30 protein-coding genes are annotated in these 26,002 nt (G+C 65.4%); 12 read left to right on the top strand and 18 right to left on the bottom strand.

The window, feature by feature from the left end; all coding sequences use genetic code 11:
• Positions 1 to 129: 129 nt before the first annotated feature.
• Positions 130 to 1,155, bottom strand: coding sequence for a DUF3152 domain-containing protein (locus MPSD_RS07535; protein WP_051153717.1), 1,026 nt, complete (start codon positions 1,153 to 1,155; stop codon positions 130 to 132).
• A 185-nt stretch (positions 1,156 to 1,340) separates the two neighbouring features.
• Here MPSD_RS07535 and MPSD_RS07530 point away from each other — a divergent pair, with 185 nt between their 5' ends.
• Positions 1,341 to 2,024, top strand: a complete 684-nt coding sequence (locus MPSD_RS07530) for an HTH-type transcriptional activator FasR (RefSeq protein ID WP_011740487.1) — start codon at positions 1,341 to 1,343, stop codon at positions 2,022 to 2,024.
• On the opposite strand, the gene MPSD_RS07525 is transcribed toward MPSD_RS07530, so the two are convergent.
• Entirely contained in the window at positions 2,021 to 2,266 is a 246-nt protein-coding gene (locus tag MPSD_RS07525; protein ID WP_012393216.1) for a DUF3107 domain-containing protein, read from the bottom strand. The genes MPSD_RS07530 and MPSD_RS07525 overlap by 4 nt on opposite strands.
• Before the next feature lie 14 nt (positions 2,267 to 2,280).
• On the opposite strand from MPSD_RS07525, the gene MPSD_RS07520 reads away from it, so the two are divergent.
• Positions 2,281 to 3,267, top strand: a complete 987-nt coding sequence (locus MPSD_RS07520; protein WP_020788331.1) for an MmpS family transport accessory protein — start codon at positions 2,281 to 2,283, stop codon at positions 3,265 to 3,267.
• 12 nt (positions 3,268 to 3,279) lie between these two features.
• Here MPSD_RS07520 and MPSD_RS07515 read toward each other — a convergent pair whose 3' ends face one another.
• Entirely contained in the window at positions 3,280 to 3,975 is a 696-nt protein-coding gene (locus tag MPSD_RS07515) for a ferritin-like fold-containing protein (protein ID WP_012393214.1), read from the bottom strand.
• 262 nt (positions 3,976 to 4,237) lie between these two features.
• Here MPSD_RS07515 and MPSD_RS07510 point away from each other — a divergent pair, with 262 nt between their 5' ends.
• Together MPSD_RS07510 and MPSD_RS07505 are read left to right on the top strand one after the other, a co-directional pair.
• Entirely contained in the window at positions 4,238 to 5,791 is a 1,554-nt protein-coding gene (locus tag MPSD_RS07510; RefSeq protein ID WP_020788332.1) for a DEAD/DEAH box helicase, read from the top strand.
• Positions 5,792 to 5,805: 14 nt separating this feature from the next.
• On the top strand, positions 5,806 to 7,020 hold the full coding sequence (locus tag MPSD_RS07505) for an Rv3212 family protein (RefSeq protein WP_020788333.1): 1,215 nt from the start codon (positions 5,806 to 5,808) through the stop codon (positions 7,018 to 7,020).
• Between the two features lie 22 nt (positions 7,021 to 7,042).
• On the opposite strand, the gene MPSD_RS07500 is transcribed toward MPSD_RS07505, so the two are convergent.
• Positions 7,043 to 7,843, bottom strand: a complete 801-nt coding sequence (locus tag MPSD_RS07500) for a ParA family protein (RefSeq protein WP_020788334.1) — start codon at positions 7,841 to 7,843, stop codon at positions 7,043 to 7,045.
• A gap of 76 nt (positions 7,844 to 7,919) precedes the next feature.
• On the opposite strand from MPSD_RS07500, the gene MPSD_RS07495 reads away from it, so the two are divergent.
• The 3 genes from MPSD_RS07495 to MPSD_RS07485 are packed head-to-tail and all read left to right on the top strand — an operon-like array spanning position 7,920 to position 10,095.
• Positions 7,920 to 8,519: an acid phosphatase gene (locus MPSD_RS07495; protein WP_015354888.1), complete on the top strand. Its 600-nt coding sequence runs from the start codon at positions 7,920 to 7,922 to the stop codon at positions 8,517 to 8,519.
• Complete coding sequence (locus MPSD_RS07490; RefSeq protein WP_086085437.1) at positions 8,516 to 9,616, top strand: isochorismate synthase; 1,101 nt, start codon at positions 8,516 to 8,518, stop codon at positions 9,614 to 9,616. The genes MPSD_RS07495 and MPSD_RS07490 overlap by 4 nt, the downstream gene beginning before the upstream one ends.
• Positions 9,613 to 10,095, top strand: a complete 483-nt coding sequence (locus MPSD_RS07485; RefSeq protein WP_011740496.1) for a GNAT family N-acetyltransferase — start codon at positions 9,613 to 9,615, stop codon at positions 10,093 to 10,095. The genes MPSD_RS07490 and MPSD_RS07485 overlap by 4 nt, the downstream gene beginning before the upstream one ends.
• On the opposite strand, the gene MPSD_RS07480 is transcribed toward MPSD_RS07485, so the two are convergent.
• Positions 10,047 to 10,478, bottom strand: a complete 432-nt coding sequence (locus tag MPSD_RS07480; protein ID WP_036426849.1) for a hypothetical protein — start codon at positions 10,476 to 10,478, stop codon at positions 10,047 to 10,049. The genes MPSD_RS07485 and MPSD_RS07480 overlap by 49 nt on opposite strands.
• A 124-nt stretch (positions 10,479 to 10,602) precedes the next feature.
• Between MPSD_RS07480 and MPSD_RS07475 the strand changes: the two genes are divergently transcribed.
• Both MPSD_RS07475 and whiB1 read left to right on the top strand, forming a co-directional pair.
• Positions 10,603 to 11,568, top strand: coding sequence for a diacylglycerol/lipid kinase family protein (locus MPSD_RS07475; RefSeq protein WP_020727247.1), 966 nt, complete (start codon positions 10,603 to 10,605; stop codon positions 11,566 to 11,568).
• A 283-nt stretch (positions 11,569 to 11,851) separates the two neighbouring features.
• Positions 11,852 to 12,106 (top strand): transcriptional regulator WhiB1, encoded by a 255-nt coding sequence (whiB1, locus tag MPSD_RS07470; protein WP_012393205.1) that lies wholly within the window; start codon positions 11,852 to 11,854, stop codon positions 12,104 to 12,106.
• 62 nt (positions 12,107 to 12,168) lie between these two features.
• Here whiB1 and MPSD_RS07465 read toward each other — a convergent pair whose 3' ends face one another.
• Both MPSD_RS07465 and MPSD_RS07460 read right to left on the bottom strand, forming a co-directional pair.
• Entirely contained in the window at positions 12,169 to 13,668 is a 1,500-nt protein-coding gene (locus tag MPSD_RS07465; RefSeq protein WP_020788339.1) for a sensor histidine kinase, read from the bottom strand.
• Between the two features lie 49 nt (positions 13,669 to 13,717).
• Positions 13,718 to 13,933, bottom strand: coding sequence for a biotin/lipoyl-binding carrier protein (locus MPSD_RS07460; protein WP_012393203.1), 216 nt, complete (start codon positions 13,931 to 13,933; stop codon positions 13,718 to 13,720).
• A 190-nt stretch (positions 13,934 to 14,123) separates the two neighbouring features.
• Between MPSD_RS07460 and MPSD_RS30695 the strand changes: the two genes are divergently transcribed.
• Entirely contained in the window at positions 14,124 to 14,198 is a 75-nt protein-coding gene (locus tag MPSD_RS30695) for a 50S ribosomal protein bL37 (protein WP_011728008.1), read from the top strand.
• 96 nt (positions 14,199 to 14,294) lie between these two features.
• Here MPSD_RS30695 and rsrA read toward each other — a convergent pair whose 3' ends face one another.
• A complete protein-coding gene (gene rsrA, locus MPSD_RS07450; protein ID WP_011740502.1) occupies positions 14,295 to 14,600 on the bottom strand; it encodes a mycothiol system anti-sigma-R factor in 306 nt (101 codons plus the stop codon).
• Positions 14,597 to 15,247: a sigma-70 family RNA polymerase sigma factor gene (locus tag MPSD_RS07445; protein ID WP_161628269.1), complete on the bottom strand. Its 651-nt coding sequence runs from the start codon at positions 15,245 to 15,247 to the stop codon at positions 14,597 to 14,599. The genes rsrA and MPSD_RS07445 overlap by 4 nt, the downstream gene beginning before the upstream one ends.
• A gap of 316 nt (positions 15,248 to 15,563) precedes the next feature.
• Here MPSD_RS07445 and MPSD_RS07440 point away from each other — a divergent pair, with 316 nt between their 5' ends.
• Entirely contained in the window at positions 15,564 to 16,412 is an 849-nt protein-coding gene (locus MPSD_RS07440; RefSeq protein WP_015354883.1) for an SDR family oxidoreductase, read from the top strand.
• A gap of 11 nt (positions 16,413 to 16,423) precedes the next feature.
• Positions 16,424 to 16,879 (top strand): YbaK/EbsC family protein, encoded by a 456-nt coding sequence (locus tag MPSD_RS07435; protein WP_015354882.1) that lies wholly within the window; start codon positions 16,424 to 16,426, stop codon positions 16,877 to 16,879.
• Between the two features lie 25 nt (positions 16,880 to 16,904).
• On the opposite strand, the gene MPSD_RS07430 is transcribed toward MPSD_RS07435, so the two are convergent.
• The 9 genes from MPSD_RS07430 to MPSD_RS07385 all read right to left on the bottom strand — a co-directional run bounded on the left by MPSD_RS07430 (position 16,905) and on the right by MPSD_RS07385 (position 25,729).
• Positions 16,905 to 19,037 (bottom strand): hypothetical protein, encoded by a 2,133-nt coding sequence (locus MPSD_RS07430; protein WP_119571712.1) that lies wholly within the window; start codon positions 19,035 to 19,037, stop codon positions 16,905 to 16,907.
• Positions 19,038 to 19,207: 170 nt separating this feature from the next.
• Entirely contained in the window at positions 19,208 to 19,555 is a 348-nt protein-coding gene (locus tag MPSD_RS07425; RefSeq protein WP_020788342.1) for a YbaB/EbfC family nucleoid-associated protein, read from the bottom strand.
• Entirely contained in the window at positions 19,524 to 21,071 is a 1,548-nt protein-coding gene (gene espB, locus MPSD_RS07420) for an EspB family ESX-1 secretion system-associated protein (protein WP_232022781.1), read from the bottom strand. Before espB ends, MPSD_RS07425 begins: the two co-directional genes overlap by 32 nt.
• A gap of 78 nt (positions 21,072 to 21,149) precedes the next feature.
• On the bottom strand, positions 21,150 to 21,746 hold the full coding sequence (locus tag MPSD_RS07415; protein WP_086085436.1) for a hypothetical protein: 597 nt from the start codon (positions 21,744 to 21,746) through the stop codon (positions 21,150 to 21,152).
• 222 nt (positions 21,747 to 21,968) lie between these two features.
• A complete protein-coding gene (locus MPSD_RS07410; RefSeq protein WP_086085435.1) occupies positions 21,969 to 22,583 on the bottom strand; it encodes a hypothetical protein in 615 nt (204 codons plus the stop codon).
• 81 nt (positions 22,584 to 22,664) lie between these two features.
• Complete coding sequence (locus MPSD_RS07405; protein ID WP_012393193.1) at positions 22,665 to 22,979, bottom strand: ESX-1 secretion-associated protein; 315 nt, start codon at positions 22,977 to 22,979, stop codon at positions 22,665 to 22,667.
• A gap of 75 nt (positions 22,980 to 23,054) precedes the next feature.
• Complete coding sequence (locus tag MPSD_RS07400) at positions 23,055 to 23,564, bottom strand: hypothetical protein (RefSeq protein ID WP_020788345.1); 510 nt, start codon at positions 23,562 to 23,564, stop codon at positions 23,055 to 23,057.
• A gap of 48 nt (positions 23,565 to 23,612) precedes the next feature.
• Positions 23,613 to 24,815: an ISAs1-like element IS2404/ISMul1 family transposase gene (locus MPSD_RS07395; RefSeq protein ID WP_420811882.1), complete on the bottom strand. Its 1,203-nt coding sequence runs from the start codon at positions 24,813 to 24,815 to the stop codon at positions 23,613 to 23,615.
• 119 nt (positions 24,816 to 24,934) lie between these two features.
• Entirely contained in the window at positions 24,935 to 25,729 is a 795-nt protein-coding gene (locus tag MPSD_RS07385; protein ID WP_232022779.1) for an EspA/EspE family type VII secretion system effector, read from the bottom strand.
• Positions 25,730 to 26,002: the final 273 nt, after the last annotated feature.

The following is a 26,002-nucleotide window of genomic DNA, read 5'->3' as shown; positions in this document are numbered from 1 at the left end:
CGTTGCCCAACCAATCACAGCAGGTACGCGGGTAGGCGGCAACGATGCGCAACAGTGTTCAACAGCCAAACTGTCGGCGCAATTTCGGCACGCGGATCGGCGCCGAAGGACGGTGACGCCCCGCCGCTCTCAGGCGATCGGGTAGGGCCAGGGATTGAAATGACAGGTCTTGCCATCTGCCTTGACGAATTCGGGATCGAACGGCGCGGCCTCGTCATCCGACGTCGAGAAGGTCTGCTGCATCATCACCGGGGCCAGGCCGCCCGGCTTCTCGCAGGCCTCGTGCCGCAGGTACCCGATGGCGTGACCGACCTCGTGATTGATCACGTACTGCCGGTAGGAACCGATATCGCCCTCGAACGGTACGGCGCCGCGCACCCAGCGGGCTTCGTTGATGAAGACCCTGGCCTGCCGGTCCGGGCCGTAGGACGGGTTGTAGCAGGATGTTTCCAGCGGGAATTCGTAGCCACATCCTTCGCGCACCGTGGCCGGGGACACCAGCGAAATGCGGAAGTCGGGCTTTCCGGTATCAATCCGCATGAACGCAAATTGCGGATCGTGCGTCCACCCCTTGGGATTGGCCAGCGTCTGGTCAATCATCTGGGCGAACGCATCGTCGCCGCCGTACATCGTCGGGTCCAGGCCGTTCTCGACTTCGACGGTGTACTTGAACACCTTGCCGGTGCCCTGCCCCACCTGCGGTGTCGTACCCGGAACCACCCGCCAAGTCTTGTCCCCCGCCTGGGTATAGGGACCGCCCGCCGGCAGCGTGCCGGCGGGCAGATTCGCGTCGAATGTGGCCAGACCACGTGGCGGCGTGTCGATGATGGAAGTGCCGACCGAACCAATGTTGGGCGTGTCATGAACGGCCTCGGCCGCCGCCGGCTTCGGCGACGTGGTCCCGGTGACCGTCTGATAGCCGACGACCACGGTGAGCACCATCAGAACGGGTAAGGCATAAGCCCGCCACCCGTAGGTCGACACAAAGCGCCCCAGCCAGCTTTGTTTGCGCCACTGGCGCGGCCGGTCCCGGTCGACGCGGGCCCGCCCGGCCGCCTGGCCGAGGGGATCACGTTGGGCCCGTAAGGGCTCTCGCCACTCATCACGCAGCACAGGTACCTGACCGGAGCTGCGCGACGGGCGCGGATGCGTCATTCTCCCAGGATGGCACAGCCATCGCTGAGTAGACCCCTGGCACGCCCGAATGGACCGTCCGACTACTATCCACCGGCACCGATAGCGTCCAGTAAGGATCGACCCGGCGGCGCGGGTAGTAATGTCGTTGCGACAAACAGTGCGGCCGCGGGGTTGGCAAGTGGCCGACAAGCAGATGAGGACCGATGAGCGATCTCGCCAAGGCGGCGCAGCACCGCGCCGTCAGATCAGCCGACCGCGTGCGGTCGACTGAGGGCGCGACCCCCAAAGCGCGCGGTAACCGACTGCCCCGAGACGAGCGACGCGGCCAGCTGCTCATCGTCGCCAGCGACGTTTTCGTCGATCGCGGCTACCACGCCGCCGGCATGGACGAGATCGCCGAACGGGCGGGCGTCAGTAAACCTGTTCTTTACCAACACTTTTCGAGCAAGCTCGAACTCTATCTGGCGGTATTGAATCGGCACGTGGACAAGCTGGTGGCCGGGGTACAGCAAGCTCTGCGCACGACCACCGACAACCGGGGACGGCTGTATGCCGCGGTTCAGGCGTTCTTCGACTTCATCGAGCACGACAGCCAGGGTTACCGGCTGATCTTCGAAAACGACTACGTCACCGAACCCGAGGTCGCCGCGCAAGTGCGGGTTGCCACCGAATCCTGCATCGACGCGGTGTTCGCCCTGATCAGCGCCGATTCCGGGCTGGACCCGCACCGAGCGCGGATGATCGCGGTAGCCCTGGTCAGCATGAGCGTCGACTGCGCCCGATACTGGCTGGACTCCGACAGGCCGATCTCCAAGTCGGATGCCATCGAAGGCACCGTGCAGTTCGCCTGGGGCGGACTGTCGCACGTGCCGCTGGCTCGGTCTTAGCTGCGCGCCGCTTCCGCACCGACCCCGAAGCCAACCCGACGGGCGTCGGCCACTCCGATCTCGACATAGGCGATCTTGGCGGCGGCGACCAAGAACCGACGGCCCCGCTCGTCGTCCAAGCTCAACAGGCCCGAGTCATCACGCAGCGCTGCGCTGACGAGTTCTTCGACCTCGCCGGGCGTCTGCGCGCTGCCGAACACCAGCTCGCGCGGACTGTCCGTGATTCCGATCTTGACCTCCACGGGGGCCCCTTCCGTTGCTACTCCGTCGTCGACGTATCAGCAGCAGGCTAGTAGACGCGTTCGAGGCGCCGCACATCGGCCTGTCGGCCCGTACCAGCAGGTCACGGCTAGCAGATTGGTTCATCACAATTGGGTCTAACCTGGCCCGACACGCCATCGCAGCCCTGAAGCGGCACCGTCGCGTAGATACCATCGGCCCCATCAGCAACTCAGCTCACACCCAGTACGACACCGTCCGGGACGTCGAGGACTACCCGGACGATGAGAGCTATGGCGGCTACAGCGACTACGGCTACCAAGACAGCCAAGACGACCAAGACGAATACCCAGACAGCTATGCGGACCTCGCCTGGCCGGCGGATCGCCGGTGGCGCCCCGTCGCCGCGGTGCTGGGCGTCGTGGTGGCCCTGGGCGCCATCACGACCGCGCTCGTGATCAATAGTGGCGACAGCGCGACCACCAAGGGCAAGGTTGGCGTTCCGACGCCGCGGACAGTCATCTCTACGACACCGCGCACCACTGCGCCATCAGCGCCACCGCGGACGGCTCCCTATCCCAGCGCCAGCACCAGCACCAGGCCAGACCCCGGCACCTCCGCGTCCCAACTCCCCCCGGAAACCTTCACAACGGTGACACCACCGGGCGCAGCGCCGACGTGGCCACCCACCGCCGTGGCGCCGCTGCCGGGCATGCAGCCGCTACCCGCCGAACCCCCCTCGGCCGCGCTGAATCCGCGCACCGTCATCTATCGCGTGACCGGAACCAAGCAGCTCCTGGACATGGTGAACATCGTCTACACCGACGCACGCGGCTTCCCCGTCACCGAGTTCAATGTGGCCCTGCCCTGGACCAAGATGGTGGTCTTGAACCCGGGCGTGCAGACCGAGTCGGTGGTCGCGACCAGCATCTACGGCCGTTTGAACTGCGCGATTGTCAACGCGCAGGGACAGCTGGTGGTGGCATCCACCAACACGTCGATCATCGCGACGTGCACCCGCTAGCGCCGAGGGCAGTCAGCCGAGGCCGAGCTCACTCATCCGCTTGTCATGCGTCTGCTGCAGACGTTCGAAAAACGTGCCGAGCTGGCTGAGACCACCGGTACCGGCGACCACCAGGTCGACCAGCTCGTCGTGGTCGGCCAGCAGGAACTGGGCCTGCGTGATGGCCTCGCCCAACAGACGACGTGACCACAGCGCCAGCCGACTGCGCTGTTTCCCGCTGGTTGTCACCGCGGCACGCACCTCGGCGATAACGAACTGAGAGTGGCCGGTCTCGGCCAACGCCGCCCGGACCACGTCCGCAACTTCATCGGGCAGCCCGCCCGCGATCTGCAGGTAGAGATCGGCGGCCAGTGCGTCACCCACATAGGTCTTCACCAAGGCTTCCAGCCACGTACTCGGCGTGGTCAGCCGGTGGTAATTCTCCAGCGGCGAGACGTACTTGGACATGGCCGGCACCACATCGACACCGCGCCGTTCCAGCGCGTCCCGCAACAGCTCGTAATGCCCCATCTCAGCCGACGCAATGCTCGCCATCGAAATACGTCCCCGCAGGTCCGGGGCCATCCGCGCCTCGTCGGTCAGCCGGTAGAAGGCGGCCACCTCGCCATAGGCCAGCAATGCGAACAACTCGTTGACGCCGGGGTGATCCGCCGATAGCTGTGGCCCGGTCGAATCGGCCACCTGATCGGCGGATGAGGGCGAAGTCATGGCAACACTCTAGTCGGCGAGAACGACGGAAAGCCGGTGGCCGTGAGCCGACCAGCTATGATGAAGGTTAGGTAGCGGCCGTATGTTTGTGCTGCCGCTACCAGTGCAATGTGCGTGCACGTAGCTGGCCCCGCCCAGACGAGCGGTGGGCCGGCGACTCGGCGACGTATCGGAGTCGGAAACTCGTGCGCGCGATGAACCGCGATTGAGATGACCGACCAATAAATACCGATACTGTCACCGAAAGGCTCTTCACTCCCGTATGACTGCGCTGAAAAGCACAACCGAAACAACCCCAAAAACATTTGCTGAACTTGGAGTTCGCGACGAAATAGTACGCGCACTGGGCGAACGGGACATCGAGTGTCCTTTCGCCATCCAAGAACTCACCCTGCCGCTGGCACTGGCCGGAGACGATCTGATCGGCCAGGCCCGCACGGGCATGGGCAAGACCTTCGCGTTCGGCGTGCCGCTGCTGCAGCGGGTCAGCTCCGGAACCGGCGTGCGACCGCTGACCGGCGCCCCCCGCGCCTTGGTCGTGGTCCCCACTCGCGAGCTGTGCTTGCAGGTCACCGAGGACCTGGCGGTGGCCGCCAAGTACCTCACCGCCACCACCGAGACCGGCGACCAGCGCCCGCTGTCGGTGGTCTCGATCTATGGCGGACGCGCCTACGAGCCGCAGATCGAGGCCCTGCGGGCCGGCGCTGACGTCGTGGTCGGCACCCCCGGCCGGCTGCTCGACCTGAGCCAGCAGGGCCATCTACAGCTGGGCGGATTGTCCGTGCTGGTCCTCGACGAAGCGGACGAGATGCTCGACTTGGGCTTCCTGCCCGATATCGAGCGCATCCTGCGCCAGATTCCCGCGGACCGGCAGTCGATGCTGTTCTCGGCGACCATGCCAGACCCGATCATCACGCTGGCGCGGACCTTCATGATCCAGCCCACCCACATCCGGGCCGAGGCGCCGCACTCGCTGGCGGTGCACGACACCACCGAGCAGTTCGTCTACCGCGCCCACGCCCTGGACAAGGTCGAGCTGGTCACCCGGGTGCTGCAGGCTCGGGAGCGGGGCGCGACGATGATCTTCACCCGCACCAAGCGCACCGCGCAGAAGGTTGCCGACGAGCTGAACGAGCGCGGTTTCGCGGTGGGCGCCGTGCACGGTGACCTCGGACAGGTGGCCCGCGAGAAGGCCCTCAAGTCCTTCCGCAGCGGCAGCGTCAACGTGCTGGTGGCCACCGATGTCGCCGCGCGCGGTATCGACATCGACGACGTCACCCACGTCATCAACTACCAGTGCCCCGAGGACGAGAAGATGTACGTCCACCGCATCGGGCGCACCGGCCGGGCCGGCCGCACCGGCGTCGCCGTCACGCTGGTGGATTGGGATGAACTGCCCCGCTGGACGATGATCGACAAGGCATTGGGCCTGGGCTCACCCGACCCGGCCGAGACGTACTCCAGCTCGCCGCATCTCTACACCGAGCTGTCGATCCCGACCGATGCCGCTGGCACCGTCGGCCCGCCGAGCAAGTCCGGGTCCAAGCCCCGTACGACGGAAAAACAGGACGACCAGCAGGGCGAGAAGTCGGGGCGTGCGCGCTCGGACGCTGGGCGCCGGCGGCGCACCCGCGGCGGCAAGCCGGTCACCGGACATCCCGCCACCACGCCGGTGGCCAGTGGCGAGACGGCCACCGAGACGGGGTCGGGTTTCGGTGCGAGCTCTCCGTCCGGCAACGCCGGGGCCACCCGGCGCCGTCGCCGCCGCCGCAAGCCGGCCGGCGTCCAAGACAACGCCGCCGCATCGGCTAACTGAACCTGCACCCACGCATGGTGAAGCCGGAACGGCGCACCAGGGGTGACATCCTGGCCGCCGCAGCGATCGTGGTGGTCATCGCGCTCGTCACGTTGCTGATCTGGTGGACCAGTGATGCGCGGGCGACCGTCAGCCGGCCGGCCGCCGCTCCGGCACCCAACCCGAGCCCCGCCCGGGAGGTGCCGGGCACGCTCAAGCAGCTCTGGACGGCTAACAGCCCGGCCACCCGCGTGCCGGTGGTGGCGGGCGGGACCGTGGCCACCGGCGCGGGACGCCTGGTGGAAGGGCGGAACCCGACCACCGGTGAGACGCTGTGGAGCTACTCGCGCGACACCGACCTGTGCGGCGTGAGCTGGGTGTATCGCTATGCCGTCGCGGTGTACCGCGATGATCGTGGTTGCGGCCAGGTGAGCACCATCGACGGATCGACCGGTCGTCGCGGCCCCGCCCGCAGCAGCTACGCGGACCCAAAGGTGCGGCTGTCCTCCGATGGCACCACGGTGCTGTCGGCCGGCAGCACCCGCCTGGAACTGTGGCGGTCCGACATGGTTCGGATGCTGTCCTACGGCGAGACCGACGCTCGGGTGAAACCGGCAAACCGGGGCCTGCACTCCGGATGCACGCTGGAGTCGGCCGCGGCGAGCTCTTCGGCGGTCTCGGTGCTCGAAGCCTGCCAGGACCAGGCGGACCTGCGGCTGGTGCTGCTGCGCCCCGGCAAGGAAGAAGACGAACCCGAGCAACGGATCGTGCCCGAGCCCGGGATTCGCGCCGGGTCGGGCGCACGCGTGCTGATCGTCTCGCAGAACAACACCGCGGTGTACCTTCCATCGCCGCAACCCCACGTCGAGGTGATCGACGAAACCGGAACCACCACGGCAAGCACCCTGCTGCCCAAACCCCCGTCACCGGCGGCCGTGGTGTCTCAGACCGGCAACCTGGTGACCTGGTGGACCGGCGATGCGTTGCTGGTCTTCAACACCGGAAAATTGACCCAGCGGTACACCATCGCCGCCGGTGACACGGCCGCGCCCCTGGGCCCGGGGGTGATGATGGCCGGCCAGCTGCTGGTACCGGTCACCGGCGCCTTGGGTGTCTACGACCCGGTCAGCGGCGCCAGCATTCGCTACATCCCGGTGGACCGACAGCCGAACACCTCGGCGGTGATCACGGTCGTGGTGGGTTCCACGGTGATCGAGCAACGCGGCGACGCCGTGGTGGCGCTCGGCTGAGTGTCGGGGTGCCCGGGCGCGGCTAGGGCTCGACCGTGAAGGCGGGCAGGGGCTTGCCGGTCTTCCAGTGTTTGAGCAGTGCCTGCGCCAGCTCGCGATAGGCCAGCGCGCCCTTGTTCTTGCGTCCGGCCAGCACCGACGAACCCGACGCGGTGGCTTCGGCGAATCGCACGGTGCGTGGGATCGGTGGCGCCAGCACCGCCAGGCTGTACCGATCGGCGACGTCAAGCAGCACGTCGCGGGTGTGGGTGGTACGCGGGTCGTACAGCGTCGGCAAGGCGCCCAGCAACCGTAGGTCTGGATTGGTGATCTGCTGCACGTCGGAGACCGTGCGCAGGAACTGTCCCACGCCGCGGTGCGCCAGCGTCTCGCATTGCAGCGGGACGATGACCTCGTCGGCGGCCGTCAACCCGTTGAGCGTGAGCACACCCAGCGACGGCGGGCAGTCGATGATGACGACGTCGAACTCGTCCGACAATTTGGCCAGCGCCCGTTTGAGCGCGTACTCACGACCGGCCCGCATCAACAACATCGCCTCGGCGCCGGCCAAGTCGATGTTGGCCGGCAGCAGCGTCATTCCCTCCAGCGTCGTCACCAACGCGGCGCTCGGCTCGACTTCCCCGAGCAACACCTCATGCACGGACACCGTCAGTTTGTCGGGGTCGTGGCCCAGCGAGAAGGTCAAGCACCCCTGCGGATCCAAATCGACCAGCAGCACCCGCCGTCCCTTGTCCACCATTGCCGCGCCGAGGGAGGCCACCGTCGTCGTCTTGGCCACTCCGCCCTTCTGGTTGGCCACCGCCAGTACCCGGATCTCTGTCACAGTGTCATCCTGGCATGTACTCGTCAGTCTGGCTGGGGCGATGGGTCCGGCATGTCGTCCGGCACAATCGTTCGGCATGGGCGTGCACAACCACCGACTCCTGCTGCTCCGCCACGGCGACACCGAATGGTCGAAATCGGGCAAGCACACGGGTCGAACCGACATCGAGCTGACCGAAACCGGCCGCGCGCAAGCGGAGCTGGCTGGGCGGGCGCTCAACGAGCTCGAACTCGACAATCCGCTGGTGATCAGCAGTCCCCGCAAGCGAACCCTGGCCACCGCCGAGTTGGCCGGGCTGACCGTCGATACGGTCTCCGAACTGGTCGCCGAGTGGGATTACGGTTCCTACGAAGGCCTGACCACGCCGCAGATCCGCGAATTCGAGCCGAATTGGCTGGTCTGGACGCACGGATGCCCCGGCGGGGAATCCGTGCAGCAGGTCACTGAGCGCGCCGACCGGGCCATCGCACTTGCGCTGGAACACATGACTTCACGTGATGTGGTGTTCGCCAGCCACAGCCACTTCTCCCGGTCGGTGACAACGCGTTGGGTCGAATTGGCATTGGTCGAAGGCAGCCGGTTCTACATGCCCACCGCTTCCATCGCCATTTGCGGATTCGAGCACGGGGTGCGTCAGCTGAGCGCGCTCGGATTGAAAGGGTTTTCGGACAGTTGAGAGCCAGCGAACCGCCGTTCGCACTGTGCGGGCCCCGGGGAAATCTGATTGCCGAAGGGGTGCGTACCAGTTACTCCGCAATTGCGGCGGCCCAGGCCGCACTGCGCTCAGGATCAGCACCAATGTTGTTGGGCGCGTTGCCTTTCGACGTAAGCCAACCAGCGGCGCTGATGGTGCCGACGTCGGTGCGACGCGAGACGGGGCTGCCCGACTGGCCCACCGAAGCGCCGCCCAGGGTGCGCATCAGCGCCGCGGTGCCGCCACTTGCCGAACACCGCGCCCGGATCACCCGCGCGCGAGATCAGCTGACCGCACCGCAGGGCTTGCTGCACAAGGTGGTGCTGGCGCGGGCCCTGCAGTTGACCGCGGAGACCGCTCTGGACCCTCGAGTCGTCCTGCGCAGGCTGATGGCGGCCGACCCCACGTCCTACGGCTATCTGGTCGACCTGACCGCGGCTGGAGACTGCTACACCGGAGCGGCCCTGGTGGGCGCCAGCCCCGAGCTGCTGGTCGCCCGATTCGGCGATCAGGTCACCTGCCAACCCTTCGCCGGCTCCGCGCCACGCTCCGCGGATCCGGAGATCGACGCCGCCAACGCGACGGCGTTGGCCGGTTCGGCCAAGAACCGACACGAGCATCAACTGGTGATCGACACCATGCGCGAGACGCTGGAGCCGCTCTGCGACGAGCTGAAAATCGCACCGGAGCCCGAACTGACCGGTACCGCCGCGGTCTGGCATCTGTGCACTCCAGTCATTGGTAAACTGCGCGATACCGCAACTACGGCAATCGATCTGGCATTGGCACTGCACCCCACCCCCGCGGTGGGCGGTGTGCCGACGAACGCCGCCAGCGAGCTCATCGCCTCGCTGGAGGGCGACCGCGGTTTCTACGCGGGAACAGTCGGCTGGTGCGACGCGGGCGGTGACGGCTACTGGGTGGTGTCCATTCGCTGCGCACAGTTGTCAGCCGACCGGCGCACCGCGCTGGCGCACGCCGGTGGCGGCATTGTCGCCGAATCCAATCCCGATGACGAAGTCGACGAGACCACAACGAAATTCGCCACAATATTAAGCGCTCTAGGAGTCAAACAATGACCGAGAACATCCGCCGGGCCAAGCCGGAAGACACCGCTGAAATTACCGCCATGATCCGCGAGCTCGCCGAGTTCGAGCGCGCCGCCGACCAATGCACGGTCAGCGAAAAGCAGATATTCACAGCACTTTTCGGAGCTCTGCCGACGGTGCGGGGACACATCGTCGAGATCGACGGTCAGATCGCGGCGATGGCGCTGTGGTTTCTGAACTTCTCCACCTGGGACGGCGCCGCCGGGATCTACTTGGAAGACCTTTACGTGCGGCCGCAATTCCGCCGGCGTGGGCTGGCCCGAAGGCTGCTGGCGACGCTGGCCGCCGAATGCCTGGACAACGGTTACACGCGGCTGTCCTGGGCGGTGCTGAACTGGAACTCCAATGCCATTGCGGTCTACGACGCCGTCGGCGGGCAGCCGCAGAACGAATGGACCACCTACCGGCTGTCTGGCCCGGATTTGGTGGCACTGGCCGGACCCCGCTGATCCCCGGCGCCGGCCCAGCGCAGCGATGGGGGGCTGAACAGCAGCAGCAACACGGTCAGTGCCACGGCCCCCAGCGGAATGCCGAACACCGGCTGGTGCGAATCAGCGGTCAGATACCAGGCAACCGGCAACAGCAGTAGCTGGGTGACCACGGCCAGCCCCCGACCCCAGCGCCTACCGGCCACCAGAGCACATCCAGCGGCCAGCACCGCGGCACCGATGAGGACAAACCACACCGCGGTGCCCAGGCCGTTGACCAGGCGCTGATCGGCCCCTGCGAGCCCGCGCACTGCCAACACCGCCGCCACGATCAGCCCTGCGGTCCCCTGCACCGCCACGACCACTCCAGCGCCGCGGATGGGGGTCGGGGCTGGCACAGTCACAGCCTCAGCGTAGTCGTGGGGCCACGCCGAGGCGCACTCACGGCGCCGGGGCGTCCGATGGCGCGGCTAACCCGAAACAGACGACACCGACGCAGCAGGTTTACACGGCCTAGGCTCATGCCTCATGCGCGCCGTGTTGATCGTCAACCCAACCGCCACCTCCATCACACCGGCGGATCGCGAACTGGTGGTCAACGCGCTCAAGGGCCGCCTGGATCTCGACATCGAACACACCAAACATCGTGGCCACGCCACCGAGCTGGGCGAAGCGGCCGCCGCCGCCGGCGTGGACCTGGTGGTTGTGCACGGCGGCGACGGCACGGTAAGCGGAGTGATCAACGGAGTCCTGGGCCGCCCCGGCTCAACCCCGACCGGCCCGCTGCCGGCCATCGCGGTCATTCCCGGCGGCTCGGCAAACGTCCTGGCCAGGTCGCTCGGGATCTCGCACGGCCCCGTTGCCGCCACCAACCAGCTGCTTCAGCTGCTCGATGACTACCGCCGCCGCCCGCAGTGGCGTCGAATCGGACTGATCGACTGCGGCGAGCGCTGGGCCGCCTTCAACACCGGCATGGGCGTGGACGCCGAGGTGGTCGCCGCGGTAGAAGCCGAGCGCGACGGCGGCAGGAAAGTCACCCCCTGGCGCTATGTCCGCGCGACGGTGCCCGCCATGCTGTCCAACGCCGGCCGCGAACCCGCACTCAAGCTGGAGATTCCGGGCCGTGAACCGGTCACGGAGGTGAGCTTTGTCTTCGTGTCCAACGCCAGTCCCTGGACCTTCGTGGGCAACCGGCCGGTGTGGACCAATCCGGGCTGCACCTTCGAAACGGGCCTCGGAGTGTTTGCCATGAGGAACATGAAGACGATCCCGACGCTGCGGCTGCTGCGGCAGATGTTGGCCAAACGACCGAAGTTCGACAGCAAACGCCTCGTCCGCGACGACGATGTCCCAAGCCTGCGTGTTACCAGCACAGCCGCGCCGGTCGCCTGTCAGTTCGACGGGGACTACCTTGGGGTGCGCCAAACCATGACGTTCAGGGCCGTTCCGGAAGCGGTGGCGGTGGTCGCCCCTCCCCCCAAAAATCCCTGCTGAGCTGGGAAAAACCAAGTCGTGACAAGGTTGCGACAGCCAATCTACCCTCAACCGACGGGGCAGTGTAGTACAACTACATAAGGGCTTTGGTAAGAGATCACCAAAGTGAGATAGCCCACGCGCTCACGTAACACTATTGACATCTGCGAAGCCTGTGAAACGATCAAAAGGTTGCATGCGAAGACATGTAGGGCTACAGAAACCTTTTCTTGTGCACATCGTTAACCGCCAAGGAAAAATCGGCTGTGCGCATTGCTGCGCACTTAGTGAGGAGTAGTGACTAATGGATTGGCGCCACAAGGCGGTCTGCCGTGACGAAGATCCGGAGCTGTTCTTCCCGGTTGGGAACAGCGGTCCGGCAATCGCGCAGATCGCTGACGCGAAACTGGTCTGTAATCGGTGCCCTGTGACCACCGATTGCCTCAGCTGGGCCCTGAACACGGGCCAGGACTCGGGCGTCTGGGGCGGTATGAGCGAAGACGAGCGACGCGCCCTAAAGCGCCGCAACGCACGGACCAAGGCCCGCAGCGGAGTCTGACAACTCGGTACGCAACAATACGGCCCCGACAACGCGTCGGGGCCGTATTGTTGCGCGCTGCATTAGGCCAGCAGCCGGCCCCGGCGACCGATTGGCACTCGAAGCACCACGTCGGTACCTCGCCCGGGCGCTTCTCGCATCCCCAGCGAGCCATCCAGCTCCGCTGACACCAGGGTGCGCACAATCTGCAGGCCCAGGCTGTCGGACTTCTCCAAGCTGAAACCGGAGGGAAGGCCACGTCCATCGTCGTGCACCACAACATCGAGCCAGCGCGCCGAGCGCTCGGCCCGAATGGTCACCGCCCCCTGAGCCGCGTGATCAAATGCATGCTCGATCGCGTTCTGAACCAACTCGGTGATCACCATGATCAGGGCGGTCGCGCGATCGGAGTCCAGCACGCCGAGGTCACCGACGCGGTTGATCCGGATCGGCCTATCCACTGACGCCACATCGTTCATGATCGGCAAGATCCGGTCGATGACCTCATCGAGGTTGACCTGCTCATCGACGGACATCGACAGCGCGTCGTGCACCAACGCGATCGACGAAACCCGGCGCACCGACTCGATCAGCGCCTCTCGCCCCTCGGCATTGGTGGTGCGTCGGGCCTGCAACCGCAGTAACGCAGCAACGGTCTGCAGGTTGTTTTTCACCCTGTGGTGAATTTCGCGGATTGTCGCGTCCTTGGAGATCAGGGCCCGGTCCCGGCGCTTCACCTCGGTGACGTCACGAATGAGAATGGCGGCTCCGGCGCTGACACCGCCCACCACCAAGGGCAAAGTACGCAGCAGTACCGTCGCGCCTCCGGCGTCGACCTCCATCCGCATACTTCTGCCACCGACCAGCAGATCTCGGACGTGCTCAGCCACTTCTTCGGCCTCAAACGGATCCGAAATCAGCGGCCGGGTCACTTCGATCAGCTCGTGGCCCTCCAACTCGGTGGTCAAACCCATCCGGTGGTAGGCCGACAACGCGTTGGGGCTGGCGTAGATGGCGACACCGTCGACATCGAGGCGGATGAAGCCGTCACCGGCCCGCGGCGTCGAACGCGACATGGCGACGTCACCGACATCGGGGAAGGTGCCCTCGGCCAACATCTGCAGCAGGTCGGTGGCGCAGTCGCGGTAGGCGCTCTCCAAGTGTCCGGACGCGCGTTCGGCGGCGACCGCGGTTTGATGCTGCGTCAACACCGCGACCACCTGATCGCCGTAGCGCACCGGGGAGGCCTCGATGCTCGGCCTAGGCAGCTGGCCCAAGTGTTGTTGGTCGGCATCGCTGTCACGCCGGGCGCTACCGGAGGCGAACGTCTCGGCGACCAGCGGCAGCCGATCGGCTTCGACGACGCTGCCCACCGCGTCGGTCTGCAGAACCGTCGGCGCTGTGTTGGGCCGGCATTGCGCCACACAGACCAGGGCGCCATCGTCTCGGGCAACCCACATCAGGTAGTCGGCAAAGGACAAGTCGGCGAGCAGTTGCCACTCCCCCACCACCGCATGCAGGTGGTCCACCGCATTGCCGGGCAGCATCGTGTTTTCGGCCAGCAAATTACCGAGAGTGGACATCAACAGGCTCCAGAGTCGCTCCCGGACGCGGGGTTTTTGGGTTCAAGGGCTAACTGATCACCGCGATGAGGTCGCCGGCCTGGATAACGTCACCCACGGCCACACTCACTTTGCTCACGGTGCCGCCGATTTCAGCCAGGACCGGGATCTCCATCTTCATCGACTCCAGCAGCACGACTATGTCGCCTTTGCCGATCTGGTCACCTTCACTGACAACGACTTCGAGCACGCTGGCCACGATCTCGGCACGAACATCCTCGGACATCTTCACCCCACTCGGTTCGGCCATTGCACATGCCGGCTGCTGGTCTATCGGCTCATGTATATCGAACCATAAGGCCACCCGGGGTCGCGGCGCGCGGGCTAGTGCGGTGGCACTGACTCCCGCGTGAGACACTTGCGACAACCCGGGCGGAACCTGGCCACCCTGCATCGACCAACTACGGAGGTTCATCATGGCCAAGCGTGGCCGTAAGAAGCGCGACCGCAAGCACAGCAAGGCCAACCACGGCAAGCGGCCAAACGCCTAGCTCAGCGGCATAACCGCCCGCCCGCCCAGCCAAGCAAGCCGAAGGCTACCCGCCCCGCGGCCAGCCCGCTGAGCGGGCGGTTTTGTCGATCGCTCGTTACTCGCCGCCCCGGATGATGGTGGTGCGGCTGATCTGTAGGCGTACCCGCTCCCGCAGCCCCTCCGGGGCCTTCTCGCCCTGACACTTGGTGGCAATCAGTAGCTTGATCCGCTCCTCGAGCCCGTAATGCTTCAGGCATCCGGGGCATGCCTCGAGGTGCTTGCGCAGCTTCTGGCGCGTTTCCGGGGTGCACTCGCCATCAAGCAAGGTCCACACCTCGGCGATCACCTCCGCACAGCCAAAGTAGCCGTGCGAATCCTCATTGTCCGGCAACGAGTCGGGTGAGCCGGGAACTTCGCTCATGAAGACACCTCCTGGTGGGCCTGCTCACCGCGGACGAAGCCACGTTCCTTGGCCACATCCGCCAACAGGGTGCGCAGCTGCCGTCTGCCCCGGTGTAGCCGCGACATCACAGTCCCGATCGGCGTGTCCATGATCTCGGCGATCTCCTTGTAGGGAAAACCCTCCACGTCGGCGTAGTAGACCGCCATCCGGAATTCTTCCGGCAATGCCTGCAGCGCCTCTTTTATCTCAGTGTCCGGCAACGCCTCGAGGGCCTCGACCTCGGCCGAACGCAGCCCGGTCGAGGAATGCTCGGCGTTGGATGCCAGCTGCCAATCGGTGATCTCGTCGGTGGGATATTCCGCGGGCTGTCGCTGCTTCTTGCGATAGCTGTTGATGTAGGTATTGGTCAGAATCCGGTACAGCCACGCTTTGAGATTGGTGCCCTCCCGGAAAGAACGAAAACCCGCGTAGGCCTTGACCATGGTCTCCTGCAGCAGATCCTCGGCATCGGCCGGATTGCGCGTCATCCGCAGCGCGCCGCCGTACAGCTGGTCCAACAGGGGAATCGCGTCGCGCTCGAAGCGCGCAGTCAGCTGCTCGTCAGTCTCCTCAGGCGGCTCCGGGTCGGGCGCCTCAGCCAGGGTCACACCATCGATGTCGGCCATCTTGATAAACACGGTCCCTTCGGTCGAGGTGCCACCGGACAGCGTCGCTACCGACGCCGGACTCGCAGGGAAGCGCCCCAACCGCTCCTCGCCCAGCAGGCTCGTCGAGGTCGACACCAAGCTCCCTCCTCCCAATCTAAAGGCCACGACTGACAATGTCCGCGTCAGTCCGCCCTTTCCTTCGGCTCCCTCATCCCACCAACGCCCACGGTTGATGAGACCGCAATCAATCAACGGCATTTTCTCGCCCGCTATTTCCCGACCGATCCGCGATCCCGCAAACCTCGCTGATCCAGGGTGGCGTTAGTGTGACGCCATGTCCCTTAACGGCAAGACCATGTTCATCTCCGGCGCCAGCCGCGGTATCGGCCTGGCGATCGCCAAGCGGGCCGCACAAGACGGTGCGAACATCGCACTGATCGCCAAGACCGCCGAACCCCACCCGAAGCTTCCGGGCACCGTATACACGGCAGCCAAAGAGCTCGAGGAAGCCGGCGGTCAGGCACTGCCGATCGTCGGGGACGTCCGCGACCCGGACTCCGTCAGCGCCGCCGTTGCCAAGACGGTGGAACAGTTCGGCGGCATCGACATCTGCGTCAACAATGCCTCCGCCATCAACCTCGAGTCCATCACCGAAGTGCCGATGAAGCGGTTCGACCTGATGAACGGCATCCAGGTGCGCGGCACCTATGCGGTGTCGCAGGCGTGCATCCCGCACCTGAAGGGCCGGGAAAACCCGCACATCTTGACGCTTTCTCCGCCGGTGCAGCTGGACAAGAAGTGGCTGAAGCCGACCGCATACATGATGGCCAAGTTCGGTATGACGCTGTGCGCGTTGGGAATCGCCGAGGAGATGCGCGACGAGGGCATCGCCTCGAACACGCTGTGGCCCCGCACCCTGGTGGCAACCGCCGCGGTGCAGAACCTGCTCGGCGGCGACGAGGCGATGGGACGGGCCCGCAAACCCGATGTCTATGCCGATGCGGCCTACGTCATCCTCAACAAGAACTCCCGCGAGTACACCGGCAACTCGGCGCTGTGCGAGGACGTGCTGCTCGAGTCGGGAGTGAGCGACCTCTCGATCTACAACTGCGTGCCCGGGGCCAAGCTGGGCGTGGACCTGTGGGTGGAAGAGGTCAACCCGCCGGGGTACACGCAGCCCTGAGGTGCACCAGCGTGGCCAGGGCCGCAACACCGGGGGTCGCCGCGCTCATCAAAGCCGGTGTGACACACGAACTCTTGCACTTCGAGGCTGTCACGGACCTCTCGGACCGCACAGATATCGCGCCCGAGCAGGTGTTCAAGACTCTGGTCATCGCGCTACCCGGCGAGTTTGCGGTCGCGGTCGTGCCGGTGCCGTCGCGGTTGTCGTTGAAGGCCGCCGCCTCGGCGTTGGGGGCGGCCAAGGCCAGCATGGCCGAGCCCGCCGACGCCGAACGGACAACCGGATACGTGGTCGGCGGCATCTCGCCGTTTGGTCAGCGTAGGAAACTTCGGACGGTGGTAGACAGCTCGGCCCTCACGTGGGACCGGGTGCTGTGCAGCGCCGGGAAGCGGCATTGGGACGTCGCGGTCCCTCCGGCGGATCTGGTCAGATTGACCGACGCGCTCACCGCCGACATCCGGGCCTAGCGCACGAACCGCGCGGTGCCGTCCGTCATCCGCAGGCCGCGAGCTTCGGGTTCAGGGCGGCGTGCAGCAGCCCGCTGAGGTGTTTCCAGTACAGCCAGTCGGCGATGGCGGCCCGCGAATCGGCCGGTTCGGCGAGGGAATGCGCCTGGTCGAGGGCGAACCGTTGCGCGTGTTCGGCAAAGGTCAGAAACGCCCGCAGATGCGCCGCCTCGCGGTCGACGGCGTTGCTGGCCATCGGCTTCATCACTTCGAGCCACAACATCGGGCGGCGATCCCCCGGCGGTGGGGCAGCTAGCTGAACTGAGGACCCCAGGTCGGGCAACCGCAGGTTGAAGGTGGCTGCCAGTCTTTCCGCCGTAGCGGCCACCGCCTCGGAATTCATTGTCTCCGAGGTGGCGCGAGTAGCGCGTCCATCCGCGTGCGCAGGGTCAACCGCCGACGCCGGCGGCAGCAGATCGGTCAAACCGGCATCGCTGGTGTCCGCCAGCCATTGCGCGGCTTCGGGATTGACCACCTGCAGCCGGGGCCGGCCGGTCATCTTTCCGCTGGCCGGGATGTCTCCTGGGTCCAGGACAATTCTGGCCACGCCCGGGTCGGAATCGGCGAACTGTTGCTCGGTGGCGATTACCGCTCGCAGTGTCTTGCCCTGACATGCCGCCCAGCGCTGCACGGCCCGCACTGGTCGAGTGGCCCAGCAGGCCCGCTCGGTGGCGGAAATGGCCTCATCCGCACTGGCCATCTGCACCGGCTCGGGCAACTGCACCCCATCGGGAATGTAGGCCAGCCCGTAGCTGTTGGCCACCACGATGGTGGCGTCGGTGGTCACCGCGGTCACCCAGAAGAATCCGAGATCGCCTTGCCCGCCACCGCCCGGTGCATTCAATGCCGCGGCAATGCGGCGCGCCAGTTGCAGCGGATCGGCCCCATTGCGACGGGCCGCGTCAGCGGTGGACGCCTCGGCGATGGCGTCGCGTTCGGCACGCGCCGCCGACACCGGGATGAGCGGCTCCATTACCGCCCCGGCATTGACCGCGGCGGTGCGATCGGTGGCATCCAGGCCGATGGTCGGCCCGGTCTTTGCGGCGGCCCGGGTGGTCGCCGCCGCCGGCCTGATGGGCGCACTTGAAGGCTTCTGCCCCACGGGTGCGGCCGCTCCGGCTCGCGGACCCGCGGCGGCACCGGCCGGCCCCGCCGAAGCGTGCTCGGTGGCCTTGTCCTGCTCACGCAGGGGCTCCGAAGGCTGCGACGGTGCCGGCGCCGGCGGGTTGCCACGCCCGCCGGCACCTGGCGCGGACCGGGCCGCCGCGGCCCTCAACACCGGGCCCTGTGCCCCGCCATCGGCGGCAGCCGGTGCCGGCGACGCGGGCCCGGCAACGGATCCGGGAACAGGATGCGCCGGCGACGAAGGCATCATCGGTGGGCCCACCGATGACATTGCCGCCGGTGCGGGCGGGATCCACCCCGGCTCGGCGGCACCGGGTGTTGACTGCTCGGCTTCCGGAACTATCACCGGGGTGACCGGCACCGGTTGTGCAGGCGCCGGCGGCGCCGGTTCTTGCTCGATCGGCTGCCCGGTCTGAACGTCACGGCGCTGCGGGGGTGCGGCCGGTGGCGGTGTCCGCTGGTTGAGCAAGTCTTCCAGCGCATTACGCGGGGGGGTCCACGTCCTGCTCGCGAGAATCTGCTCGGTGGTGTCGGCGACCACGGCGACATTGGCCCCGTGCGTAGCGACGACCAAGCTTTCGATCGCAATGGCTCGCTCGGCGGCGGTGAGGCCGGGTTCGTTCTGCAGAACGAGGATCTGTTGGTGTGCGACCTCCGCGTTTGTATCAATGGCCAACTTGGCTTGCACAACCAAACCGGCAACATATTTGTGCCACGTAATCGCGGTGGCAAGGTCGTTCTGCAGGGTCATCAGGTGACCGATATTGGTGCCGAGTTCGCCGTTGGCGGCATCGGCGACACCACCCGACCAGACACCGTCGTCGAAAACTTGAGTCCGACGCTGTTGGCAACTCTCCAGCACTTCGGTGACTTGCCGCAAGACTTGCGTAAATTCCTGCGCCCGTTCATAAAAGGCGTCCTCATCGATCTCTGGCCATCCGCCCGGCTCCAATAGCTGGTCGAAATACCCACCCGTCGGCCTTAGCATGCTCATCGTTATTCCCCACAATATTCGACACGACATATCAATCCGTACCTGCCGGCAACTTCGCCGCGGCCGCTGGCATCGTCAGCCCTGACCCGCTGATCGACGCTTGGGTCGGCCTTGCGGCAATCAGCGATTTGCCGGATGACACACGCCGACACCCGAACAGACGTTGTTCGTTACGTGATGCCCAGCCCCTTCTGGAGCTCACTGGAAATTCCGGCAAGCGACTCGAAGAACTGCTGCTGGCGGGCCTCGATGCCCGCGGACGCGACGGCATCCGCATCTTGGAGCGCCTCGTTGATTCGCTGCTCGACGGCTTCAGCGCCCAGCCGTAGCAGACCTTCTTCGATATGCAGGTCGGTGAGCCACTGGCGTCCGTTCAGAGTCACGTCGACGGTCTTGGCTTCGTCGGTTCCGGCGAAGGATCCGCTGTTGGTCCGGTGCATCTGGTCTTCAAACGCGGACTGGAACTGCTGCGCCTGGCGCAATGCCTCAGCCACCTGCGGGTGCATCTGGGTGCCCATTTGGAGTCCTTACTGTTGGAGCCGGCCTTGCTGTCGGGCCCGGCTTTGCTATCGGGGGCGGCACTCGCGTCGGGCCGGCGACCTCGGCGGCGGATTTACGTGGGCGTTTGCCGATGAGGCCCTCGGTCCACGGCCGCTCTTCGGTGTAGAGCAACTCGTCCCCCGGCTCCGCGCGCTTGCCCTTACCGGTCTGCCCCGGGGCCTGTCCGGCGCCGGGGGCTCCCATGGGCGCCATGCCCGCACCGCCCGACCCCATCGCGGCCCCCGGCGCGGCGCCAGCCCCCAACAGATCGCGGCCACCGTGCTGCGATGAGATGGAGTCCGGTCCTATGGGAGGCCGCATCGACGCAGCTCCAGCTCCTCCGAACGAGGCCGGTTTGAGTTTCGGCGCCCCCGCCGAAAGACCCGTCCCGCCGCCGCGACCGGCAAAGGAATCGGCCAAGGTATTGCCCGGCAGCTGGGGGCTGCCGGCGAACGGCACGACGGGCATGTCAGTGGGGTTGGGCAGGGCCTCGTCCACTGGCCAGTCATCAGCCGGGGCGGGCACCGGATCGGGCCCGGGCGGCACCACGATCTGCTCGGGCGGCTTGGCCTGCGCGGGCGGATCGATTTTGACCTCATTGGCTTTGGGAGGCTTGGTTGGCTGCACGGGCGGCAATGGAAAATTCGCCGCCCGTTCGTATTCCGCCAGCTCCTCATCCGATGTTTGCTGCAGCACCGCATAGATCGCAAGGATCTGGTTCCGCATATTCGTGACATCAGCCTTGGGGACGCTGCAGTACAGGTCGTCGAGGTCTCTCAGATCCGCGAAGCGAACCGTCTTTCCCTGGAACTGGATATGGCTGGCATGAAGCTGGCGTTGCGCGGCCGCAACCGTTTGGGCCTGACTCGCCATGGTGCTACACAAGTCCGCCATCTGCCGCAGCCACGCGATCTGCCTGTCAAAATGGTCCTCGACGGCCGCCGCCGCTTCACCGTCCCAACGCTGAAAGGGTCCGAAGCGGTCGGTGGCCTCCAGCAGCTTCAGCCGATAGTCCAGCCACGTCCTCGCGAAGTTTTCGAATGAATTGCCGTTGTCGGCCCACTCGATGGTCAATGCCCTGACCTTGAGATCTGCGTAGCCGTCAAGGCGGTGATCAGCTGCCATTGTGGAGACCCCGGCGTCGTCGAATGCCTCCGTTTCCGGCTCCGCGCCTGCGGGGCCGGGGGTCGCCGCCGACACCGAGGCGCTGCCCGTGTCGAGGTCGGCCGCAGCGTGCTCGTCGACTTCCTCGTAGGCCTTGGCCGCGTTCCTCAACGACTGCGCCAGCCGCGCCCGCTCCGTGTCGAAATAGCCCAGATACTTGCGCATTTCTCCGGCGGAGCGCGCAAGCTCTGCGGCAGCTTCCTTAGCCGGTGCGAAGTCGCACGGGGGCTGGGGATCTTCCGTCGGCAGTCCGGGTATCGGAGCCTCCAGCCGGACCGCTCTGGCCAAGAGCTCCTCGCCTTCCACGGCGAGCACCTGTGCTAGCGTCACGCGAATCCTCCTCCTAGGGGCTATTGAAAATCCTGAAATTCACCGTCAGTGGCTGATAGACGCTGATAGACAATGAATTCAGTGTTCGAGCTGCAGAACGGGTCCGTCTTCGGCGGGTTCGGGCGCGGTCCCCGGGCCCTGCTGGGCCATCGACGCAACCCCCTGCAGCTGCCCCATGATCTGGTTGACCAGGTTCGCGTACTGAGAAGCGTGTCCCGATAGCGTCGCGGCCTGCCCCGGCAGCGAACCCATCTGGGCCATGGTGGGCAAGGTGAACCTCGATGCGATCGGTATCTCGGGTTCAGCCGCCAAGCCATATCCGAGGGCCGCACTGCCCGCCATCAAGGCGTTGCCGCGAGCGGCATACTCGGACGTCGTTGCGGCGGAACGGAATTGGAACTGGCCCAATTGTTTTCCGAGCGACTGGTCGGCTTCCGCATAGATCGCGGCGGCGGCGACGAAATTGGACCCCGTCTTCGTCAGGGCGGAGTTGACGACGGGCAACGAGTCGGCCACCGGCGACTCGATAATCGGCAAGATTGCGTTGATGGCTGCCGACGCGGAATCCAGTCCGGTCGCAACGATCGGCGGCGGGGGCGTCGGCAAAGTCAGCTCCGCCAAATCGATTCCAGCAATCTTCAGGCGGGAAGAATCGATGACCAGCTCCTTAGCCATGTCCAATCCCCTTACATGTGTTGCTATTTGAGCTAAGGCGGCCCGCGGCCGCCGCACCTGTCTTCGTGGGGTGGGCCACAAAACGCCTGAATCCGCACCTAGCGCAGGCGTTGAGGCCCTGGGATCACCGTCGATCCGGTCAGAGTTACGAATCTCGCGATCGTCGGCTCGGGTTGCATCCGCTACACGGCCGAGGCGTCGAAATCTGCAGCAGTTCCTCAGCTATCGGTATCGGGTGGAGAAAACCTCTGCTTGTTTTGCGGTGGCCTGTTCTTCGGACATCAAACCCATGGTGTTCTCCATGAAGTCACGCAATACCTCGCGCTCGTCAGTGCCCATCTCCGCCAAGGGTTCCCACTCGGAATAGCTTCCCAACATATAGCTGTGTTGGGCCGCCAACCCGTTTTGTCGAGCCAGGGCCGCGATTACCAGTACCTCCTCGGCGAGCTCGGCTTCACTCATGCTGGTCACCTTTGCCGACAGAGTGACTCGATGGATCCGGCCGTCCATCAGCGCCGACACCGACACCGTCCCAGGGGGGTTGACGACCGTGAACAGCGGGGCGCCATTCGAGTCGACGCCTTCCTCGGCACCCGCCGTCTCGGCGGCACCGTGGGGCTCTTCGATCTGCAATGGGGCGGTGTCGGGCTCGGTGTCTTCGTCTTCGACCTCGCCAGGCATGAACTGATCCATCGCATCGATGTCCGGTACTGGGTGTGTCGGGTCATCGGTGGCAAAGCCATCCAGGGCATCCGACTCCGCGCCGCCTTCGCAAACCTCCTCGGCGACAAAGAAATCCAGGGCGTCGAGATCATCGTGGTCGTGGTAGAGCGACATGGTGTCCCTTCTTTCTGCATCTGAAGCGCTAATGGTCGACCCCGGCGCGGTAACCATGCCCACCAGCGGGTTCCGACCCGATCAGCGCTCAATGATCTGTTTGTCGAGGCTTTCGCCGGCCTGCTCGTCGACTCCCTGGTATGCGCTGCTGGCGGTGCGTAGCTTGGCGGCGAGCTTGCTAGAAGTCGTGTTCATGCTGTTGGCCGCCGCGCGGCGGGCAGCCTCGGCATTGGCAAATGAGGTGTTGGAGGCTCCACTGATCACACCGTGAGACACCCAGACCTCATTCTTGAGATTCGTGGACGCGGCACCCGCAGATGCTGCAGTGGCCGCCGCTTGGGTCTGTGTGGCGGCCAGTGTCTGTAGGTATTGCGGTGTGACAACCAAGTTCGCCATGGATCTATCTCCTCGTCATATCGTTTCTGTGCGCTATCGCATCGGCCTGCAGCGGCTTCGACTCGACGGCGAGCGTCACACGACCTGCTGCGCAAAGATCGGCTGCTGCGCCGGTGGGGTGTCAGCAGCGGCCGCTTCGATCGGTGCACGCCCGGCAGCTGCGCCGGCCGAGTCCGCCCCGGCGCCCTCGACATCTTCAACAGTGGTGGCCTCGGCCTGCGCGGTGTCCTCGGCGGGAGCAGTCCCCTTGCCCTGTTGGGCCATCGATGCGACCTGCTGGACCTGTCCCATCGCCTGGTTGGCCAGGTTCGCGTGCTGAGAGACATGCCCCGAGAACTTTGCGCCTTGCCCCGAAATCGCCATCAGTTGGGCCAGGGTGGGCATGGTGAACGCCGACGTCGCCGACGGCGCATCTTCGAGCGGCACAGCCTCATCGGCGGCAGCGCTGTAGAACGCGGATTCGTCCGCGGCGCCGCTGGCGCGGCCGAGCGACCCGGCCGCCTCAGCTGTGAACGCCGTGCCCGACGCCGCAAAGCTCGAGATCGCCGACTCGGCCGACGCGGGCATATTGGCCGCCACCGGCATACTCGGGTCCGCTCCTTGGTACGGATCCCAGGGCTCCGGCGTTGTTGATTAGCAGGCTTGTGAGCTGGGGAATTGTGGATTGAGGAGGTCTAGGCGGCGGTTGGCGGTCAAAGCGGTGATCCGGCAGGCTTCGGCGATGTTGTCGGCGCCGTTGAGGCGGTGCAGATTGATCGCGGTGTTGCGTAGCGTTGCTAGGACCTGTGCGCCGTTTCCGGTATGTGCCCTTTGACGGTCTTCGTCGAAGGTGACGTCGCGTATCCAGTGCAGGCTGTTCTCGATTCCCCAGTGTTGACGCATCCAGGTCATGATCGCGGTAGGGCGGGCGTGCTCGAACGGCAGGCTGCAGATGGCATAGACCACCTCCACGCTGCGCTGGTCGGTGGCGGTGATCAAGCGTTCACGAGTGATCCGGATGATTTGTTTTGCGTAGGGGAAGCCGATTCCTCGTGCAGCGGTGATGATTTGCAGGGTGCGGGTCTCGACACGGCCGTGGCCGCGGGAGTCGTCGGTAGCGGCTGCGGGCACCTCGGCCCAGGGCAGCGCGGTGATACGCGCAAGTATTTTGGCTTGGTTGGACTTGACGATCATCAGGTAGTGCGACTTCAAGGTGGCGCAGATCAACTTCGCGGTGACGACCTGGGTATGCATCGCATCCACGGTGACCAGCCACCGCAAGCTACCCGGCAGCAGCGTGAGCAGGGCACGTACGCAGGGAATTTCATTGCTTTTCTCGGCGACAGCGAGTTGACCGAGCACCAATCGGGCACGGTGGGCGAACACCGACACGAGATGCGTGGCTGTCGCTTTGGCGCGTAAAGCACCACGCAGCATCTTGCCGTCCAACGCGATCGGCACCAATCCACTGGGGTCGCTGCTGGCCACGTGTGCAGTGAAGTAACTGCCCATCCTGGCGTTGAGGTCGGCGGGGTCTAGCCGAGACAAAACAGCGCGGAAGGTCTTCTCACTGGGCCTCCGGAACCGGACCCCTAATTGGGCCAACACATCATCGGGAGCGGTGGCCGCCCATGTGGCAAAACCAGCATAGCCGCGCATCCCCGCGGCAGTGGCCAGAACCGCGATCGCCAACAAAGCCATCAGCGAATACCTCCGACCGCGTGGGCCCCTCGGGTCTGGCACCGAGGCCAACACATCGAGAAACTCCGATCCGATGAGCTCGCTGCGCTCACCAGGACTCCAGCAGTCGAACACCTCTGGAACCGACGACACAGGCAATACTGAAACGGTAGGCACGGGCAACTCCAGACCAACGACGAACAGTAACCAACTCGATCGTTCTCCAGATAGCCCGTGCCTACACTCCGGCCCCAATAGCGCGGCACCAAAGATCATCAACCCAGCTCACAAGCCTGCTAATCAACAACGCCGGAGCCCTGGTACGGATCCGGAGTCAAATCTTGGTAATTGGCGGTCAAGACGTCCGCCTTCTTGGAGTTCTCAACCGAATAGGTGAGCACGGTGGAAAGCAGGCCCATGGCGATGGCGATGCCAAGCCCACTCACCGTGAATCCGAAAGACCAGGCCATGGCTGGGCCGGCCGGTACCGCAAACATCAAGGCCATCTCAACCGCGAAAGCCGCCAGAAGTAGGTTCTTGAGAATCGCAATCCCCAGGCGCCCATGGGTCACCCATTCGGCCTGATCTTTTACCAGGGCCGCGAACTTGACGTCGAGCTCGGCGAGCACTTGTCCGCGATTCTGCAGTGCCGTGTTCTGGCTGGCATAGGCATAGGATGCCGAGCCCTGCCAACTGTTATCCGGAAGGGCCGACCCCAACTGTGCCTGAGCCTTGGCGAACTGCGTCGAGCCGACCAGGAGTTCATCTCCTTCGGCTGGCGGCCCGAACCCCATCAACGTCTCCAACACTTCGACGATGTTGATCGTCCAGAGGATGGCACTGGCCCCTTGCGCCGCTTTTGAACTGGCAAGACTGGTCAACTGAGAGTGACCTACGCGCTTCGCCAGCGCCTGCGGCACCCAAGTTTGTCCGAAAACAGCGGTCAGCCCGTCCGAGGCCATGCCGGTCGCACTCGCCGCGAGATATTCAGGGTTAGTGAACTTTGGATCATTAACTCCGACGAATTGTTGACCAAAACTGCCGAGGTTGACGATGGTCCTAACCGCAGCGGCGATTAGTCCTGCAGGCATAGAGATGTCCTTACTGTTCGTTCTTGGCGATTCGGCGCCGTACGGGTGCCCCCGCGGGGCGACCCACTTCCATCACATCGTCGTGAGGCAACGCGGCGAACTGAATTGGCTTCGCACGCGCCGCCACACGCGCGGCCCGCCGGCCGACGCGGCTGGTGATCCAATTGCCCTCGCCAGGAATGGTTCACACACGAACCGAACGTGGCTCGAGACGGCAAATCCAGTGCGAGGTGTCCGGGCAACGTACGTTGTCGCGCCAGACGTCGGCAGGCT

This window comes from Mycobacterium pseudoshottsii JCM 15466, from assembly GCF_003584745.1.
GTDB lineage: Bacteria > Actinomycetota > Actinomycetes > Mycobacteriales > Mycobacteriaceae > Mycobacterium > Mycobacterium marinum.
The sequence above is the reverse complement of the archived record's forward strand: the minus strand, read 5'-3'. Positions and strand labels throughout refer to the sequence as shown.

Bases quoted from the DNA above. Each gene is read 5' to 3' on its own strand.
- MPSD_RS07515 (WP_012393214.1), bottom strand. From the start codon at position 3,975: ATGACTTCGCCCTCATCCGCCGATCAGGTGGCCGATTCGACCGGGCCA.
- MPSD_RS07405 (WP_012393193.1), bottom strand. From the start codon at position 22,979: ATGGCGAACTTGGTTGTCACACCGCAATACCTACAGACACTGGCCGCC.
- MPSD_RS07530 (WP_011740487.1), top strand. From the start codon at position 1,341: ATGAGCGATCTCGCCAAGGCGGCGCAGCACCGCGCCGTCAGATCAGCC.
- MPSD_RS07400 (WP_020788345.1), bottom strand. From the start codon at position 23,564: ATGCCGGTGGCGGCCAATATGCCCGCGTCGGCCGAGTCGGCGATCTCG.
- MPSD_RS07505 (WP_020788333.1), top strand. From the start codon at position 5,806: ATGGTGAAGCCGGAACGGCGCACCAGGGGTGACATCCTGGCCGCCGCA.
- whiB1 (WP_012393205.1), top strand. From the start codon at position 11,852: ATGGATTGGCGCCACAAGGCGGTCTGCCGTGACGAAGATCCGGAGCTG.
- MPSD_RS07460 (WP_012393203.1), bottom strand. From the start codon at position 13,933: ATGTCCGAGGATGTTCGTGCCGAGATCGTGGCCAGCGTGCTCGAAGTC.
- MPSD_RS07410 (WP_086085435.1), bottom strand. From the start codon at position 22,583: ATGTCGCTCTACCACGACCACGATGATCTCGACGCCCTGGATTTCTTT.
- MPSD_RS07465 (WP_020788339.1), bottom strand. From the start codon at position 13,668: ATGTCCACTCTCGGTAATTTGCTGGCCGAAAACACGATGCTGCCCGGC.
- MPSD_RS07535 (WP_051153717.1), bottom strand. From the start codon at position 1,155: ATGACGCATCCGCGCCCGTCGCGCAGCTCCGGTCAGGTACCTGTGCTG.
- MPSD_RS07415 (WP_086085436.1), bottom strand. From the start codon at position 21,746: ATGGCTAAGGAGCTGGTCATCGATTCTTCCCGCCTGAAGATTGCTGGA.
- MPSD_RS07510 (WP_020788332.1), top strand. From the start codon at position 4,238: ATGACTGCGCTGAAAAGCACAACCGAAACAACCCCAAAAACATTTGCT.
- MPSD_RS07425 (WP_020788342.1), bottom strand. From the start codon at position 19,555: ATGGGCACCCAGATGCACCCGCAGGTGGCTGAGGCATTGCGCCAGGCG.
- MPSD_RS07495 (WP_015354888.1), top strand. From the start codon at position 7,920: ATGGGCGTGCACAACCACCGACTCCTGCTGCTCCGCCACGGCGACACC.
- rsrA (WP_011740502.1), bottom strand. From the start codon at position 14,600: ATGAGCGAAGTTCCCGGCTCACCCGACTCGTTGCCGGACAATGAGGAT.
- MPSD_RS07475 (WP_020727247.1), top strand. From the start codon at position 10,603: ATGCGCGCCGTGTTGATCGTCAACCCAACCGCCACCTCCATCACACCG.
- MPSD_RS07440 (WP_015354883.1), top strand. From the start codon at position 15,564: ATGTCCCTTAACGGCAAGACCATGTTCATCTCCGGCGCCAGCCGCGGT.
- MPSD_RS07485 (WP_011740496.1), top strand. From the start codon at position 9,613: ATGACCGAGAACATCCGCCGGGCCAAGCCGGAAGACACCGCTGAAATT.
- MPSD_RS07445 (WP_161628269.1), bottom strand. From the start codon at position 15,247: ATGGCCGACATCGATGGTGTGACCCTGGCTGAGGCGCCCGACCCGGAG.
- MPSD_RS07430 (WP_119571712.1), bottom strand. From the start codon at position 19,037: ATGAGCATGCTAAGGCCGACGGGTGGGTATTTCGACCAGCTATTGGAG.
- MPSD_RS07385 (WP_232022779.1), bottom strand. From the start codon at position 25,729: ATGCCTGCAGGACTAATCGCCGCTGCGGTTAGGACCATCGTCAACCTC.